Source organism: Flavobacterium sp. GNP001 (assembly GCF_054343775.1).
Genome location: NZ_JBTGUX010000011.1, coordinates 1 through 15,349, shown reverse-complemented (window position 1 = coordinate 15,349; position 15,349 = coordinate 1). Strand labels below are relative to the sequence as shown.

General features: G+C 36.3%; 14 protein-coding genes, 1 tRNA gene and 5 pseudogenes. 15 read left to right on the top strand and 5 right to left on the bottom strand.

The features are described from left to right. Positions 1-48: 48 nt before the first annotated feature. On the top strand, positions 49-1,515 hold the full coding sequence (gene rpoN / locus ACXX8U_RS14765) for an RNA polymerase factor sigma-54 (RefSeq protein WP_458566516.1): 1,467 nt from the start codon (positions 49-51) through the stop codon (positions 1,513-1,515). Between the two features lie 142 nt (positions 1,516-1,657). After that, positions 1,658-2,245 (top strand): Uma2 family endonuclease, encoded by a 588-nt coding sequence (locus ACXX8U_RS14760; protein WP_458554142.1) that lies wholly within the window; start codon positions 1,658-1,660, stop codon positions 2,243-2,245. A 314-nt stretch (positions 2,246-2,559) separates the two neighbouring features. Here the strand turns inward: ACXX8U_RS14760 and ACXX8U_RS14755 are convergent, their stop codons facing one another. Together ACXX8U_RS14755 and ACXX8U_RS14750 are read right to left on the bottom strand one after the other, a co-directional pair. Continuing rightward, on the bottom strand, positions 2,560-2,895 hold the full coding sequence (locus ACXX8U_RS14755; RefSeq protein WP_417975689.1) for a hypothetical protein: 336 nt from the start codon (positions 2,893-2,895) through the stop codon (positions 2,560-2,562). 88 nt (positions 2,896-2,983) lie between these two features. After that, positions 2,984-3,577: a thymidine kinase gene (locus ACXX8U_RS14750; protein ID WP_144894199.1), complete on the bottom strand. Its 594-nt coding sequence runs from the start codon at positions 3,575-3,577 to the stop codon at positions 2,984-2,986. Between the two features lie 234 nt (positions 3,578-3,811). On the opposite strand from ACXX8U_RS14750, the gene ACXX8U_RS14745 reads away from it, so the two are divergent. The 7 genes and pseudogenes from ACXX8U_RS14745 to ACXX8U_RS14715 all read left to right on the top strand — a co-directional run bounded on the left by ACXX8U_RS14745 (position 3,812) and on the right by ACXX8U_RS14715 (position 10,087). Then, positions 3,812-4,621, top strand: coding sequence for a hypothetical protein (locus ACXX8U_RS14745; protein WP_458566515.1), 810 nt, complete (start codon positions 3,812-3,814; stop codon positions 4,619-4,621). A gap of 34 nt (positions 4,622-4,655) precedes the next feature. Continuing rightward, positions 4,656-4,790: a hypothetical protein gene (locus ACXX8U_RS14740; protein ID WP_458566514.1), complete on the top strand. Its 135-nt coding sequence runs from the start codon at positions 4,656-4,658 to the stop codon at positions 4,788-4,790. Positions 4,791-4,856: 66 nt separating this feature from the next. Beyond that, a complete protein-coding gene (gene rsmI / locus ACXX8U_RS14735) occupies positions 4,857-5,570 on the top strand; it encodes a 16S rRNA (cytidine(1402)-2'-O)-methyltransferase (RefSeq protein WP_417944882.1) in 714 nt (237 codons plus the stop codon). A 2-nt stretch (positions 5,571-5,572) separates the two neighbouring features. Beyond that, positions 5,573-6,625 carry a flavin monoamine oxidase family protein gene (locus ACXX8U_RS14730; RefSeq protein WP_458566513.1) on the top strand — a complete coding sequence of 351 codons (1,053 nt, stop codon included), beginning with the start codon at positions 5,573-5,575 and terminating at the stop codon, positions 6,623-6,625. Positions 6,626-6,638: 13 nt separating this feature from the next. Next, positions 6,639-6,983, top strand: a complete 345-nt coding sequence (locus ACXX8U_RS14725; protein ID WP_458566512.1) for a HopJ type III effector protein — start codon at positions 6,639-6,641, stop codon at positions 6,981-6,983. A gap of 107 nt (positions 6,984-7,090) precedes the next feature. Then, a pseudogene (recJ, locus tag ACXX8U_RS14720) lies at positions 7,091-8,792 on the top strand (single-stranded-DNA-specific exonuclease RecJ). A 10-nt stretch (positions 8,793-8,802) separates the two neighbouring features. Then, positions 8,803-10,087: pseudogene (locus tag ACXX8U_RS14715) on the top strand (MFS transporter). Here the strand turns inward: ACXX8U_RS14715 and ACXX8U_RS14710 are convergent. Next, positions 10,088-10,841 (bottom strand): annotated as a pseudogene (locus ACXX8U_RS14710) (UDP-2,3-diacylglucosamine diphosphatase). It lies immediately after the preceding pseudogene. A gap of 4 nt (positions 10,842-10,845) precedes the next feature. Next, positions 10,846-11,313 (bottom strand): annotated as a pseudogene (locus ACXX8U_RS14705) (6-pyruvoyl trahydropterin synthase family protein). A 314-nt stretch (positions 11,314-11,627) separates the two neighbouring features. Here ACXX8U_RS14705 and ACXX8U_RS14700 point away from each other — a divergent pair. Genes ACXX8U_RS14700 through ACXX8U_RS14680 form a run of 5 tightly spaced genes read left to right on the top strand, consistent with a single transcriptional unit; the run spans position 11,628 to position 14,174 of the window. After that, entirely contained in the window at positions 11,628-12,659 is a 1,032-nt protein-coding gene (locus ACXX8U_RS14700; RefSeq protein ID WP_458566511.1) for an autotransporter outer membrane beta-barrel domain-containing protein, read from the top strand. Beyond that, on the top strand, positions 12,601-12,879 hold the full coding sequence (locus ACXX8U_RS14695; RefSeq protein ID WP_505307837.1) for a DUF8693 domain-containing protein: 279 nt from the start codon (positions 12,601-12,603) through the stop codon (positions 12,877-12,879). Before ACXX8U_RS14700 ends, ACXX8U_RS14695 begins: the two co-directional genes overlap by 59 nt. After that, positions 12,866-13,708 carry a RemA C-terminal-like gliding motility protein gene (locus ACXX8U_RS14690; protein WP_458566509.1) on the top strand — a complete coding sequence of 281 codons (843 nt, stop codon included), beginning with the start codon at positions 12,866-12,868 and terminating at the stop codon, positions 13,706-13,708. Before ACXX8U_RS14695 ends, ACXX8U_RS14690 begins: the two co-directional genes overlap by 14 nt. Then, positions 13,668-13,955, top strand: a complete 288-nt coding sequence (locus tag ACXX8U_RS14685; protein ID WP_458566508.1) for a DUF8694 domain-containing protein — start codon at positions 13,668-13,670, stop codon at positions 13,953-13,955. The genes ACXX8U_RS14690 and ACXX8U_RS14685 overlap by 41 nt, the downstream gene beginning before the upstream one ends. A 51-nt stretch (positions 13,956-14,006) precedes the next feature. Then, positions 14,007-14,174 carry an Fjoh_0651 family PID-CTERM protein gene (locus tag ACXX8U_RS14680; RefSeq protein ID WP_458566507.1) on the top strand — a complete coding sequence of 56 codons (168 nt, stop codon included), beginning with the start codon at positions 14,007-14,009 and terminating at the stop codon, positions 14,172-14,174. Positions 14,175-14,342: 168 nt separating this feature from the next. On the opposite strand, the pseudogene ACXX8U_RS14675 reads toward ACXX8U_RS14680, so the two are convergent. Then, a pseudogene (locus ACXX8U_RS14675) lies at positions 14,343-15,117 on the bottom strand (enoyl-CoA hydratase/isomerase family protein). Positions 15,118-15,246: 129 nt separating this feature from the next. Here ACXX8U_RS14675 and ACXX8U_RS14670 point away from each other — a divergent pair. Further along, positions 15,247-15,320, top strand: a tRNA-Ala gene (locus ACXX8U_RS14670). The last annotated feature ends 29 nt before the right edge of the window (positions 15,321-15,349 follow it).

Genomic DNA, 15,349 nt, shown 5'->3' with positions numbered 1-15,349 from the left:
TCAACAACCTGAAACTTTAAACCTTAAACAAAAACAACAAAATATAAAATGCTAAAGCAATTCTTAAATTTAAAATTATCCCAAAAATTATCTCCACAGCAAATTCAGCTGATGAAGTTAATTCAATTGCCTACGCAAGCTTTTGAGCAACGTTTACTCGAGGAAATGAACGAAAATCCAGCTCTTGAAACTGGAAAAGAGGAAGAGGATTACGAGAAAGACGAGTTCGAAAACGAAGATTATGATGATTATGATGATGCCGAATCAGAGCGCATTGAAGCCGAAGACATCAATATTGACGAATATTTAAGCAACGATGAAACGCCTGATTATAAAACACAAACCAGTAATTACAGTGACGATGATGATGATCGCGAAACGCCATTTGCTGCACCAGTAAGTTTCCACCAAGATTTAATCAATCAGTTAAATACTTTTATCCTGAATGATGATGAGCGTGAAATAGCTGAATTTCTAGTAGGAAGTATTGATGACATGGGTTACATCCGCCGTAGCGTACCAGATATGGTAGATGACATGGCTTTTACTCAAGGCATTTACACCGATGAAAAGATGGTGCAAAAAATGCTGCAAGTCATTCATGAACTAGAACCTTCTGGTGTAGGAGCACAAGATTTACAAGAATGCTTGCTGTTACAATTGAAACACAAAACACCCACAGAATCTGTTGATTTAGCGATCGATATTATCGAAAATCAGTTTGATGCTTTTACTAAAAAACATTACGACAAATTACTTCAAAAGTACGGTGTCTCTAATGAACAGCTTAAAAAAGCCATTCACGAAATTGAGAAACTGAATCCAAAGCCAGGCGGCTCGTTTACTGGAAACAACAAAGTCACTGAAAATGTGGTTCCTGATTTTGCGATTAGGATTGTAGATGGCGAATTGGAACTGACCTTGAACGGACGGAATGCACCATCGCTGCACGTTTCTAAGGATTATCAAGAAATGATGCAAACGTATAAGGATTCTCGAGACAAATCGGCTCAGCAAAAAGATGCAGTACAGTTTATTAAACAAAAACTGGATTCGGCTAAATGGTTTATCGATGCCATTCGCCAACGTCAGGAAACGCTTTTTGTTACCATGAACGCCATTATGCACTATCAAGAAGAATTTTTCCTAGATGGTGATGAAACCAAACTGAAACCAATGATCCTTAAAGACATTGCTGATATGGTAGGTCTTGACATTTCGACCATTTCACGTGTGGCCAATAGTAAATATGTAGAAACACCGTATGGTACAAAACTAATCAAAGAGTTTTTCTCAGAATCGATGAAAAACGATCAAGGTGAAGATGTTTCTACACTCGAAATCAAGAAAATCCTTCAGAACACGATTGAAGAAGAAGACAAGAAAAAACCACTTCCAGACGATCAACTTGCCGAAATCTTGAAAGAAAAGGGCTATCCAATCGCAAGAAGAACCATTGCAAAATACAGAGAACAACTCGATATTCCAGTGGCGAGAATGAGGAAGAAGATGTAAAAATTGTTGATTTCTGATTCAGTTTTATAGATAACAAAATTCACTTTTTCTGGGTTAGCCTTCTTTGTTTGTGTTTAATAAGTTGAAATGCCTTCAAATACAGGAGTGATAAATTTTAGTAACTTTGCAAAAAAGAAGCCTTATGATAACGGACATCAATCAATTAGATTTGAATAAAACCTATTCCTATGCCGATTATTTAACGTGGCAATTTCAGGAAAAACTGGAATTGATAAAAGGAAAAATTTTTAAGATGAGTCCGGCACCAAGTACTACTCATCAACGAATTTCTGGAAATCTGCATGGACATCTTTTTAATTTTTTCAAACCACATGCTTGCAATCTTTTTGCTGCTCCATTTGATGTTCGATTGATAGATAAAAAAAAATCGAAATTAGACCAAGAAATTTATACTGTGGTTCAACCTGATTTGTGTATAATTTGCGATGATTCCAAAATAGACGAACGAGGCGCTATTGGCGCTCCTGATTTGGTTATAGAAATTCTATCCCCCGGAAATTCCAATAAAGAAATGAAGTATAAATTTGATTTGTATGAAGAAGCTGGAGTTCTTGAATATTGGATTGTAAACCCAGCCGACAAAACGGTTTTCATTTATGTTCTAAAAGAAAATCAATTCATAGGAATGCATCCATTAATTGAGGAAGATACCATTCAAAGCAAACTATTTCCAGAACTAGATTTTACCTTAGAATCTATTTTTAACTAAAAAGGACAAAGCCTTTCCACTTTGTGAAAGACTTTGTCCTTTTTAAAAAATTTATATTTCAGTTCCGTTTGGATTCCCTATAAATGTATCGGGCTTTGGCGAGATTGCTAACTTAAGGATTGATTGTTTTTTGTTAAAAAAATTCTTAAAATATAATTATAAATTTACTTGTAAATTCGTACTATTTTCAAATACCTGAAAGTGTATGTTTTACATTTGTTAGTATCTTTCAAGTAAATTCATTTATTTAAATCTTAAATTTATTTAACATGCAGTTTATACTACTTGAACATTGAAAATATTATATTTTAGGTTCAGACGGATCTACTCTTTAATAATTTTCGAGTAATTTTTTTTGCAGTTCTTACCATTTTATTCAATTCAAAAGTTTTCCCCTTTATTTCAGTTTTTAAAATATTATCATTTTTATTATTTTCAGACTTTTCAAAATAGTCAATTATAATGGTAATATCATCTTGCTTGTCATTCTCGCTGAAAAATTGTTTAACTTTTGTCCAATCAAAATTTTGTAACTCTTGTTTGCTATTACTTTTAATTTCAAAAGCATTTACTTTAGTAGAACTTTCTTTACTTTGAGAATAAATTGAGTTAACGAAAAAAAGAATGAATAGTAAAAATAGTTTTTTCATAGTTTTAATTTTTAAAATTTTTGTTGTTAATTTATCGGATTCGTCTATTTTTTAAATAACCGCAAACATGAGCATTGCGATGTTGCTTTCATTTTTTATCTGCATCCTTCCGCATCGCATGATAATATGCGGCACGACTTAATGGCTCGTATTCTTCGGTTTCGCCTAACATCACAAGCTTGTCATTATCGGTTTTACGAAAACTATAATTTGCTAAATTTCCGGTGCGGGTACAAACCGCATGCACTTTAGTTACATACTCAGCAGTTGCCATTAAGGCAGGCATGGGTCCAAAGGGATTTCCTTTAAAATCCATATCCAGTCCAGCTACAATCACACGGATTCCTTGATTGGCCAAATCGTTACAAATTTTGACTATTTCATCATCAAAAAACTGTGCTTCATCAATGCCTACTACATCGCAACCTTGCGCCAAAATAGCAATGTTAGCAGCTGCGGGAACGGGCGTAGAACGAATTTCATTAGCATCATGAGACACTACCATTTCCTCGTCATATCTCGTGTCTATTGATGGTTTGAAGATTTCTACTTTTTGTTTGGCAAACTGCGCTCTTTTCAAACGACGGATCAGTTCTTCGGTTTTACCCGAAAACATAGAGCCGCAAATGACTTCGATCCAACCAAATTGTTCTTTATGATTTACTGTATTTTCGAGAAACATTTTGTATTTTTCTGACTTAAAAAATGAATAGTTTTTATTACTTCGTAATAGATAAACCGACTTAAAAATTTTATACTTTTACGTCGTTTCAAAAGTATACAATTTATATCAAATCGAGTATTTGACTGCAGTTATTTAAAAAAATAAATCTTATCCATAAAGAATTCCTTTTCTAAAGAAGATATACAATAACCATAGACACAGACCTGCCTAACACGCTATAATTTCAACAGTATGAAAAAAAAATTGGAAGCCGATTTAATCAGCATTGCACACCGAATATTACAGCTAAAAAATAAATCTGACATTAACCAATTGTATCTAGAGACACAGAAATTGTATGAGAAACTTTCTGTATTGCGCTTTATAGAGGAGCACTTTAGCGAAGTACAGCCTACAATTGGAGGAGTCGCATTAGAACAAAAAATCGAATCTATTTTTGACCAAGAAGCATTGCCACAAACCGAAATTAAACCCATAATTGCAGCAACTGTTTCGGAAGAAATCCACGAAATACCGGTAGAAGAAACCACGCAAGCTGCAGAAATAAATGAAGTGGAACCGATACTTGAAGCGGCAGTGGAAACTGAAACTCTTATAGAAGTAAGCGCACGTACTGAAGTAAGAACACCAGAATCAGAAGAATTAATGGTTGTTGAGGAAGAAAAAGAAATTGAAGAAGAAATAATTATAACCACTGAAATCGCTTCAATCCATCCCGATTTTGAGCTAACTCAAGAGGACGGAACAGAAACGGAACAAGAAATGTCAAAGAAAAAGGAACCGGTCCAAATTTCTTTTGAAGATTTATTAGGTGGAAATTACCATGACACTCAATTTGTAAAGGTCCAAGAAATTAAAGATACTCCTAAAGAAGCTGTGATCAACCCTCCGAAAGAAATCATTGTGAAGGAGGAAAAAGAAGAAATTATAAAAGAAGAAACTGTTGAACAAAAAGCTATTTCCTTGAACGAAAAATTAGCTAAAGGAATCAACATTGATCTAAATGATCGTATTGCTTTTATAAAACACCTTTTTCGGTAACAGCAGCGAAGACTACAACCGTGTTTTAAACCAATTGATCACGTTCAACACCTTTTATGAAACCCGCGATTTTGTTCAAGAAATGGTGAAACCAGACTACAACAATTGGGAAGGAAAACAAGATTATGAAGAACGTTTTATGGATATTATAGAGAAAAAATTCTTGTAAATATCCTAGATTTCCATTGCGATCAGAAATGATACTTTTGGAGATTTTTACTAAATTATTTCAGCTATGTCAAAATTATATATCGTTCCTACACCCATTGGCAATCTCGAAGACATGACTTTTCGAGCCATTCGAATTCTTAAAGAAGTTGATTTGATTCTTGCCGAAGATACCCGTACGAGCGGAAAACTATTAAAGCATTTCGAAATTGGCACACACATGTACAGCCATCACATGCACAACGAACACAAAACTGTCGAGAATCTCATTTCGAGATTGAAAGCTGGGGAAAACATAGCTTTGATTTCGGATGCGGGAACACCAGCGATATCAGATCCGGGTTTTTTATTGACTCGTGCTTGCGTTGAAAACGGAGTTGAAGTGGAGTGTTTGCCAGGTGCAACAGCATTTGTACCAGCTTTAGTCAATAGTGGTTTACCCAATGATAAATTTGTTTTCGAAGGATTTCTACCTGATAAAAAAGGACGTCAAACTCGTTATTTGGCTTTAGCCGAAGAAACAAGGACCATGATTTTATATGTTTCCCCTCATAAATTAGTGAAGACTTTAGCGGAATTCATCACCTATTTTGGCGAAGACCGTCAAATATCGGTTTCTAGGGAATTATCCAAACTGCACGAAGAAAATATTCGTGGCACTGTAAAAGAGGTCGCTGCTCATTTTGACAAAATAGCGCCTCGAGGTGAAATTGTAGTGGTTGTAGGTGGAAAAATAATAACTAAAGAACCTAAAAAAAGTAAATTTTCTGAGGAAGAATAATCATGAAAAAAGAAAAAGTTATTTTAATTGGAGCTGGACTCTGCGGACTCTACACTGCTTTTTTACTTCAAAAAAAAGGAATTGAAATACTGATTTTAGAGGGCAATTCACGAATTGGAGGTCGCATAAAAACGATCACAGGCACAACAAAAGTGACTATGGAAATGGGTGCCACTTGGTTTGGGAACCAACACTATAATCTGAAGAAAGTACTACACACTTTAGAAATCCCTTTTTTCAAGCAACATACTCAAGGCATTTCATTATTTGAAACTATGTCGTTTGCACCGCCACAAAAATTTGAAATCTCCGATGCGGAAGAACCTTCTTTTCGAATTGAAGGTGGAACGTCTGCGTTAATTAACAAATTAACTACTGAAATTGGTATTGAACACATTAAAACAAGCACCAAAATCATCTCAATAAAAGAGGAAAATAAAAAATTAATTCTAATGGATTCAGAGGGAAATAGCTATTCTGCTGATAAAGTCATCAGTACTATTCCACCTAATTTATTTATAAACTCGATACTATTTGAACCTAATTTACCTGAAAATATAATTCAATTGGCAAATAAAACCCATACTTGGATGGGTGAATCCATAAAGTTTTCAGTAGAATACAAAACTCCTTTTTGGAAAGAAAAGAATTATTCTGGAACCTTATTCAGCCAAGCCAGTATTATTCAAGAAATGTACGACCACAGTACCGCCGATAATTCAGGATTTGCTTTAAAAGGATTTCTAAACGGTGCAACAGCGGTACTTTCTAAAGAGGAACGCCAACAAAAAGTAATCCAGCAATTGATTACCTTTTTTGGCCCCGAGGCATCCGATTATATCGCCTATTTTGAAAATGTTTGGAGAGAGGAACCTTTCACATTCCATCCCTACAAAGAGTTGGTTTTAGCACATCAAAACAACGGACATCCACTATTTAAAAATCCCTTCCTAAACCAAAAATTATACATTTCTGGGGCAGAAACAGCTGCACAAAATCCCGGCTATATGGATGGAGCTATTTTTGCTGCAAATACAATTGCATTAGAATTCTAATACTACTATAATTATGACTATCCCTGCTTTTTTAGAAAAATTAAATCAAACACCAAAAGCCATCACCTTTGCTGAAACTATGGCTGTAATTGAAGATCACTATACCTTTGAACCAACAGCTTTTGAAAACGGCTTACAGCATAATGCTGCCGGAGAAAACTCAGGATCTTGTAAATTATTTTCTTTTGCGGAACTGCAGGAACTAACTCCAGAAGAAACTTTAGCTTGCTTTGGCGCTTACTATTTTGAAGATGTTTTAGGAAATCCAAACGGTACTGATCATCAGAACATACGCAATTTCATGAAAACGGGCTGGGATGGAATCGCTTTTTACGGAAGTGCTCTAGTGTTGAAATAAAAATACAAATTCTCTTTCAGGTCGAGCGCAGTCGAGACAGATCAATTAGTCTCGAATGCGCTCGAGCTGACAAAATTCCTAACACAATTTTAAAACACCAAATCAATATGCGTTGGACCTTAAAACCAAAACCTTCAGAGGAGACTGTGAAACATTTGGCGACAGCCTTAAATGTAGAAGATTTTGTGGCCACTTTATTAGTGCAACGTGGCATTAACACTTTTGAGGAAGCAAAAGCATTTTTCCGTCCAAGTTTAGATAATTTACATGATCCATATTTAATTAAAGATATGGAAAAGGCCGTAGAACGCATTGAGAAAGCAATCGAAAACGAAGAAAATATTCTTGTTTTTGGCGATTATGATGTTGATGGCACTACTGCTGTTTCGCTCGTTTCTTCCTATTTAAAAACCTATTACCCTAACGTTGCTACCTATATTCCGGATCGGTATGACGAGGGTTACGGCATTTCATTTAAAGGAATTGACTTTGCAGATGACAATGGTTTTTCGCTTATTATCGCTTTAGATTGTGGTATAAAATCAATCGATCATGTGGTCTACGCCAAAGCAAAAAATATTGATTTTATCATTTGTGACCACCACAGACCAGGAGAATTCTTACCCGATGCCGTTGCTATTCTTGACCCGAAACGAGACGATTGCACCTTATCCTTATGATGAATTGTGTGGTTGTGGAATCGGTTTTAAATTGATTCAAGCATTGGGTCGCAACCAAAACCAAACTACCGAAGATTTGATTCCGTATTTGGATCTAGTGTCGGCTGCCATTGCCGCTGATATCGTTCCCATGACTGGAGAAAATAGAGTATTAGCTTACTTTGGACTGCAAGTCATTAATTCTAACCCAAGGCCAGGAATCAAAGCCATCATTCACCAAATAAAAAAGAAAGTTCTAGATATTACCGATGTTGTTTTTATTATCGCACCCAGAATAAACGCTGCAGGACGTATTAAACATGGGAATCACGCGGTGGAATTGTTAACCGAATTTGATTTTGAGCAAGCCCAACAATTTGCTTCTGAAATCGAGGCGTATAATTCAGAACGAAAGGATTTAGACAAATTAATCACCAAAGAGGCCTTACAACAAATCGAGCAAAACAATGAAAAAAAACGCTTTACTTCCGTCGTTTTTCAAGAAGATTGGCATAAAGGTGTCATTGGAATTGTCGCGTCTCGATTGATTGAAACCTATTATCGCCCAACACTTGTTTTTACCAAAAGCGGCGATAAGTATGCTGCTTCGGCTCGATCTGTAAAAGGATTTGATGTATACAATGCATTGGAAGCATGTTCAGAACATTTGGAACAATTTGGAGGTCACATGTATGCTGCGGGAATGACGATGAAGAAAGAAAACTATCAAATCTTCAAGGATGCTTTTGAAAAAGAAGTAGAAAAAACCATTCATCCGGATATGTTAACACCAGAAATTGCAGTTGATGCCGAAATTGATTTTGCTGATATCACACCAAAATTAATCCGAATCCTAAAACAATTTGAACCGTACGGACCCCAAAATATGACGCCCGTTTTCTTGACTAAAAACATCAAAGACACCGGTTATGGAAAACCTATGGGTCAGGAGGATGAACACTTAAAACTTTTTGTCAAACAATCCCAAAGCCTCGGGACTGAAGGCATTGCTGCAATTGGTTTTAATTTGGGCAACAAAATCAAACTAACTACGCACCAAAAATCTTTTCAAGCCGTGTATTGTATTGATGAAAATGAGTGGAACGGCAAAACAAGCTTGCAATTGCGGTTGCGAGATATTAAAGAATGATTGCTAAACTATGAAAAAAAACGACCCTTACTCGGCGCTGCGCTACAGAGAATTCAATATATTTTTGTTATTGCGTTTTGCAATGGTTTTTGGATGGTCCATGCAGTTTATTATTATTGAGTGGGAAGTGTACAGCTTTAACCAAAAATCCGTTATCATTAGGAATCATCGGATTAATGGAAGTCATTCCAGCCATTTCGATGGCTTTGTTTGCCGGACACATTGTAGATCAAAAGGAAAAAAAAGGTTTGCTTTTCAAATGTATTTTAGGATTTTCAATTATTAGTTTGGGCTTATTTTTATTTACTTGGCCTCCTTTTATAAAAGATTTTGCTACCCAAACTATTTTATACTCCATTTACTTTTTCGTGTTTTTAGGAGGATTAGTGCGTGCTTTTCTGGGTCCGACCATATTCTCTCTTTTGGCCTTAATCGTTCCTAAAAAAATATATCCAAATGCTGCGACTTGGAGTAGTTCCGTTTGGCAGATTAGTTCTGTTTTAGGACCTGCAGTTGGCGGGTTTCTCTATCAATTGGATTGGCGTTCATGGGTCTATGTTCATCGTTTTGGGATGTTCACTTATCGCATTGGTTGCTTTGACCCCAAATTGCAACGAAACCAATTTTGAATCCAAAAATTGGCGAACCCATTATGGAAAGTTTGAAAGAAGGCGTGAAATTTGTTTTCAACAACAAGACTATTTTAGGCGCTTTATCACTAGATATGATTGCAGTCCTTTTTGGCGGAGCCGTTGCTTTGTTGCCCATTTTTGCTCAGGATATTTTGAAAGTAGGACCTCAGGGATTTGGCGTTTTGAGAGCTGCGCCAGCTGTTGGTGCTTTTTTGATGCTAATAATCTCCGCTTACATTCCTTTTACAAAAAATGCGGGTATGAAACTGTTATCGGCAATTTTTGCGTTTGGAATTTGCATCATTGTTTTTGGACTATCCTCTATTTTTTGGTTGTCTGTAGCCTCTTTGTTTTTTAGTGGTGTTTTTGATGGGATTTCGGTACGTCAGTACGCCAAACCATTCTTCAACTGAAAACTCGCAGATCAGCATGCAGGGGTCGCGTTAGCTGCTGTGAATTCTATATTTGTGGGCTCTTCTAACGAATTGGGTGCTTTTGAAAGCGGCTTAACGGCTAAAACTAAAAAAATGGGTACTGTGAGTGCAGTGGTCTTTGGCGGAAGCATGACCTTAATTACTGTTATTTTCACGGGCATTGCTATCGCCAACTTTTAGAAAATTAGACCTGCAACAAGATGTTGAAGATCATGAAAAGAGCGAGTAATTAATACTTTTTGATTTCGAAATTTTCCCCATCAAAAACTCCGTATGTAAAATACGTAATCCCAGTCACCCAGATTCACATACTCGGCATTTTCGCCTACAGGTACTTTCATTGGTAGATGACGGTGGCCAAAAATAAGGTAATTGTAGTGCTTGGTTTCTAGTTTTCTCTTGGAATACAGAATAAGCCATTCGTTGTCTTCACCAAGAAAAGTCACATCCTCATCACCAGAGATCAGTTTGTTTTTAACGGACAGGTATTGTGCTAATTTCACGCCAATGTCCGGATGCAACCATCTAAACAACCATTTAAAAAACGGATTGGTAAACACTTTTTTCATGCGTTTGTAACCCTTATCGCCAGGACCTTTGCCGTCTCCGTGACCAATAAGAAATGTTTTATCTCCAAAAGTATATTCTTGATTGTCATGAAAAACTGGAATGTTCAATTCCTTCTGGAAATAATCTTCCATCCACAAATCATGATTCCCCACGAAGAAATAAATAGGAATACCACTATCACGAAGTTCTGCTAGTTTACCCAAAACACGGATGAAACCTTTTGGCACTACGGTTTTATATTCGAACCAAAAATCGAATAAATCGCCCAATAAAAAAAGAGCTTCGGCATCACTTTCAATTTCGTCGAGCCATGCCACGAATTTTTGTTCTCTAGGAAAACTCAATTCGGGTGTTGGTGCGCCAAAATGCTGATCGGATGCAAAATAAATTTTCTTATTGTGGGGTAATTGCATGAAACTAAAGTATAGATTTAAAATTATCACTTGCAAACCACTCCGCAAAAGAAGATTCGGTTTCTTGCAGTTTTAAGGAGAAAAGAGATATTCCTTCCGGCAATCGACTGGTAATTCGTTGAGCAAAATCAATTACCATATTCTCACTTGTGGGCTGGTAATCGACTACTATAACATGATGCCCACGGTTGATCAACTCATTGGCTAAATCAATATGAGGTGTTGTTCCGTTGAAAACGGTCGCGTGATCAAATTGATCTACAATTTCTTCTTTTACAATTTTCTTTTAAATCCGTAAAGTCTATTACCATTCCGAATTTTACATTAGAGCGATCCGCAATTGGAGTGCCGATTACCGTTACTGACAATTTATAACTATGCCCGTGAACATTTTTACATTTCCCCGTCAGTAGCCATATAAGGCGTGACCGGTTTCGAAACTAAATTGTTTTGTAATTCTGATATTGCTCATTGGAGTTTAATTTTGGTGCAAATTTAGTGATTTTTTGACTTGCAGTAAAAGCTTTGTTCATCAAACCACTTGAAGCAAAATAAAACCCCGAATTCAAAAAAAATTTGCAGTAAAATATCACGTTTATTCCGATTAAAATTTACAATTAATTAACATACCGATTGCGTTGCCAATAATATTAGTAATATATTTGACATTCAAATAATTTTGGAAAGCAAATAGAATGATAGTACATGCTCTATGATTAGAGAGTGCCTATCCTTATTTTAATTATTTGAATAAAACTAACTAACACTTATTTATTACTTTTTTCTATGAAAAAAACTTTACTTTCAAAAAATGCTTTGCACTCATTATTTTGGTGTTTTGCTTTATCAATATTACTGCCAGGAAAAAGCTTGGGCCAAGCATTATTAGTAGATGACTTTACCGGAACAACTGGATCAGCACTTACAGTAAACGGATGGACAGCTCATAGTAGTGGTGGCACAACTCCAAATGTAATTAATGTTACTCCTTCCTCTATTACCTATCCTGGATATACCTCCTCAGGTATTGGAAATGAAGTGACAATGACTACTTCTGGTGAGGATGTCAATAGGGTTTTTACAAGCCAAACCACAGGAATAGTTTACACTTCATTTTTGGTTAATGTAACTTCTGCTACAATTGCAGGAGATTATTTCTTTAATCTAGGTGCAACAACAATTTCAACAAATTTTAGAGGAAGAATTTTTGTAAAAAGAGACGCAAGCAATAACGTATCTTTCGGTATAGCGCAATCTACCACTGCAACTACAGCGAATTATTCTTCAGCTATTTATGCTCTTAACACTACCTATTTAATTGTATTAAAATATGATCTAGTATCAGGTACTACAAATGATGTAGCTTCTATTTATATCAATCCACCACTTAATTCTGTTGTTCCCACCACAGGTTGGATTTCAAACACGGATGCAGCTGGTGCCGATTTAACAAATGTAGGTTCCGTTGCATTACGCCAAGGAGGAGCAACAACAGCGCCAGGACTAAAACTTGATGGCGTAAGAGTAAGTACAGCTTGGTCTGACATTGTAGGAGCAGTTACATCAACCACTTGGGACGGGACTGCGTGGTCAAATGGTGCACCTACATCAACAGTTGATGCTATAATTGCTGGTAATTATTCAACAGGGGCAAATGCAATTAATGCCAAAAGTGTAACTGTAAACTCTGGCACTCTAACAGTGAACACCCTCGGTAGTTTAACCATTCAAAATGAATTAAACAATGTAGGAGGCACCGTTGATATGGAGAGCAATTGCCAACCTGATTCAAGTAAACAATACTGCAAACACTGGTGAAATCACTGTTAATAGAAGCGGAGCTTTACTTATGCTTTTGGATTACAGTTTATGGTCTTCACCAGTAAGCGGACAAAAATTAAAAGCATTTTCGCCTAACACGTTAGACAATCGTTTTTACACCTACAATCCAAGTTCAAACATCTACGTAGCCGTTGCTGCTCCAGCTACTACTGATTTTGCAGTAGGAAATGGCTACTTAATTCGTGTTTCCAAATGATCATCCTACTACTCCTACCACCTGGAATGGGATGTTTAAAGGAGTTCCAAATAATGGAGACATTACGATCACAGGTTTGACTCCGGGTACTTTTAATGCTGTAGGAAATCCGTATCCATCTACTATAAGCGCTGATGCTTTTATCACAACAAACAGCATTACAGAGCCATTGTATTTTTGGAGAAAAACAAATGCTGCTGCAGGAACTGCTTATGCAACCTACACGATGGCAGGAGCCGTAGGGGAAACACCTGGAAATGGTGGTATCACACCAAACGGAACCATTCAAGTAGGACAAGGATTTATTGTAAAAACAGTCTCAAATTCAGTTGCATTTACTAATAATAATATGCGTACTGCCAACAATTCAAATCAAATACTAAGAACTGCTAAAACAGAAAAAAATAGAATCTGGCTAAACCTATCTAAAGGTACGGAATATGTAAACCAAATGATGGTAGCGTATATGGATGGCGCTACTAGCGAAATTGACAATACATTAGACGGAAGATACATTAATGATAATCAAACCGCGTTAACGAGCTCTTTAAAAGGAGAAGAATTTGTTATTCAAGCTAAAGGATTACCATTTGATTCTAGTGACATTGTTCCATTAAGTTTTAAAGCAGAACAAGCAGGAAGTTTTAGCATTGATTTAGACCACGTAGACGGTTTATTTTTAGGCAATCAAGAAATTATACTTAAAGATTTAAAAGCAGGAACAGAGCAAAACTTAAAAGCAGGATCTTACACGTTTACAAGTGATGCTGGTACTTTTAAAAATCGTTTTGGAAATCACTTTCAAAACCAGCCAAACTTTAGATGTTAACGCTCCAAGTTTTGATGAGAATAGCGTAGTTATATTTAACCAAAACGGATCGTTAAACGTATCTAGCAGCAAAAATACTATCAAAAATATTCGTGTTTTTGACATTAGAGGTGTTTTAATAGCAGAACAAAAAGACGTAAATGCCAATACAGCAAGCATCAAAAACGTTACTGCCAGCAAACAAACTGTTTTAATTCAAATTACTTCAGACGATAATAAAACCGTAACTAAAAAAGCTATTTTTTAAGCTGTAGCCCATAGAAACCAGATACTGGAATTAAAATTTTAAAATTAAATCATGAAAAATATAGTACTACAATTTTATATCGTTGCCTTTTTTCTACTGTCTAGCGCTACGATGTTAGCACAAACTCCAGGCGACACTGATGGTACAGCTGACGGTCTAGAGGGAGCTGATGCTCCTGCAGCACCCATAGATGATTACCTTTTTTACCAATGGCACTAGTAGCTGTTTTTGTAGGGTATAAATATTCTAAAAACAAGGCTCAAAAAACAGTTTAAATACAGTCGATTCAAAAACTGTAACCCAATAAAAACCCCCGAAAAATAATTTTCGGGGGTTTTGCTATTTTATATCGAGATACCAACTCATGGTTTTGAATGATATTCTATTTTACTTTATAAATTGTTCCAAGGCATTTTTTCTAGTAAAATCAGAAAGAACTAACTTCCCCGAAATGGCGGGCGCGTTGTAACAAAAGAGTGTCCCAGTGTTGCGTTCCTTCCCACATTACTTTTTTCATTTCCAGCAAAGCTTCAGGATTATAACTTGATAATTTAGTGCTGAAATCAGTTATTGCCTTGTCTAATTCTTCAATGGTTTCAAAGGTATTGGCATACAATCCTTTGGAAGCAGCCCGATCAGCCGACTTCCATTCGTGTGCTGCAAGGGTCATTTCGGCCATTGCTGTTTCCCCAAGTTTTTTGGTCACAACAGGTTCAATTACAAAGGGACCAATTCCTATCGGCCAGTTCTGATAATTTTATTGAAGCGTTTTTTGTGGCCATAGCATAATCACAAGCCGACGCAATCCCTACGCCACCACCGACTGCTTTTCCGTGAATACGACCCACAATAAGCTTAGAACACGAGCGCATGGCGTTAATCAAGTGCGCAAATCCAGAGAAAAATTCGGTTCCTTCTGAATTCAGTGGAAACAGCCAAAAGTTCATCAAATGAAGCGCCTGCACAAAAAGCACCTGAGCCTTCGCTTTGTATGACAATTACCGAAACAGTTGAATCTACACTTAAAGTATTGAATTCAGTAGTGAGTCGGTTTAATAATTCTCTTGGGAAAAGAATTACTAGAAGGATGACCAAATATAACGGTCGCGATTTTGTTCTCGATAGTTGTAAATAGCGAACCAGTCGAATTTTCTGATACCATAATGGAGTTTTTGGTGTAAAGTTAGAAAAATCTAAAAGAGGATTTGACTTTTTTTTTAAAATAGAATAGATTTGCTTTTTGAAATTTGCTTTTTGGAAAATTTATATCTTTATATTTGCGAGCAAGTTTGGGGGATTAGCTCATTTGGCTAGAGTGCTTGCCTGGCAGGCAAGAGGTGACCGGTTCGAATCCGGTATTCTCCACAAACTAAAACCGTAAACTCTTTTCTGAT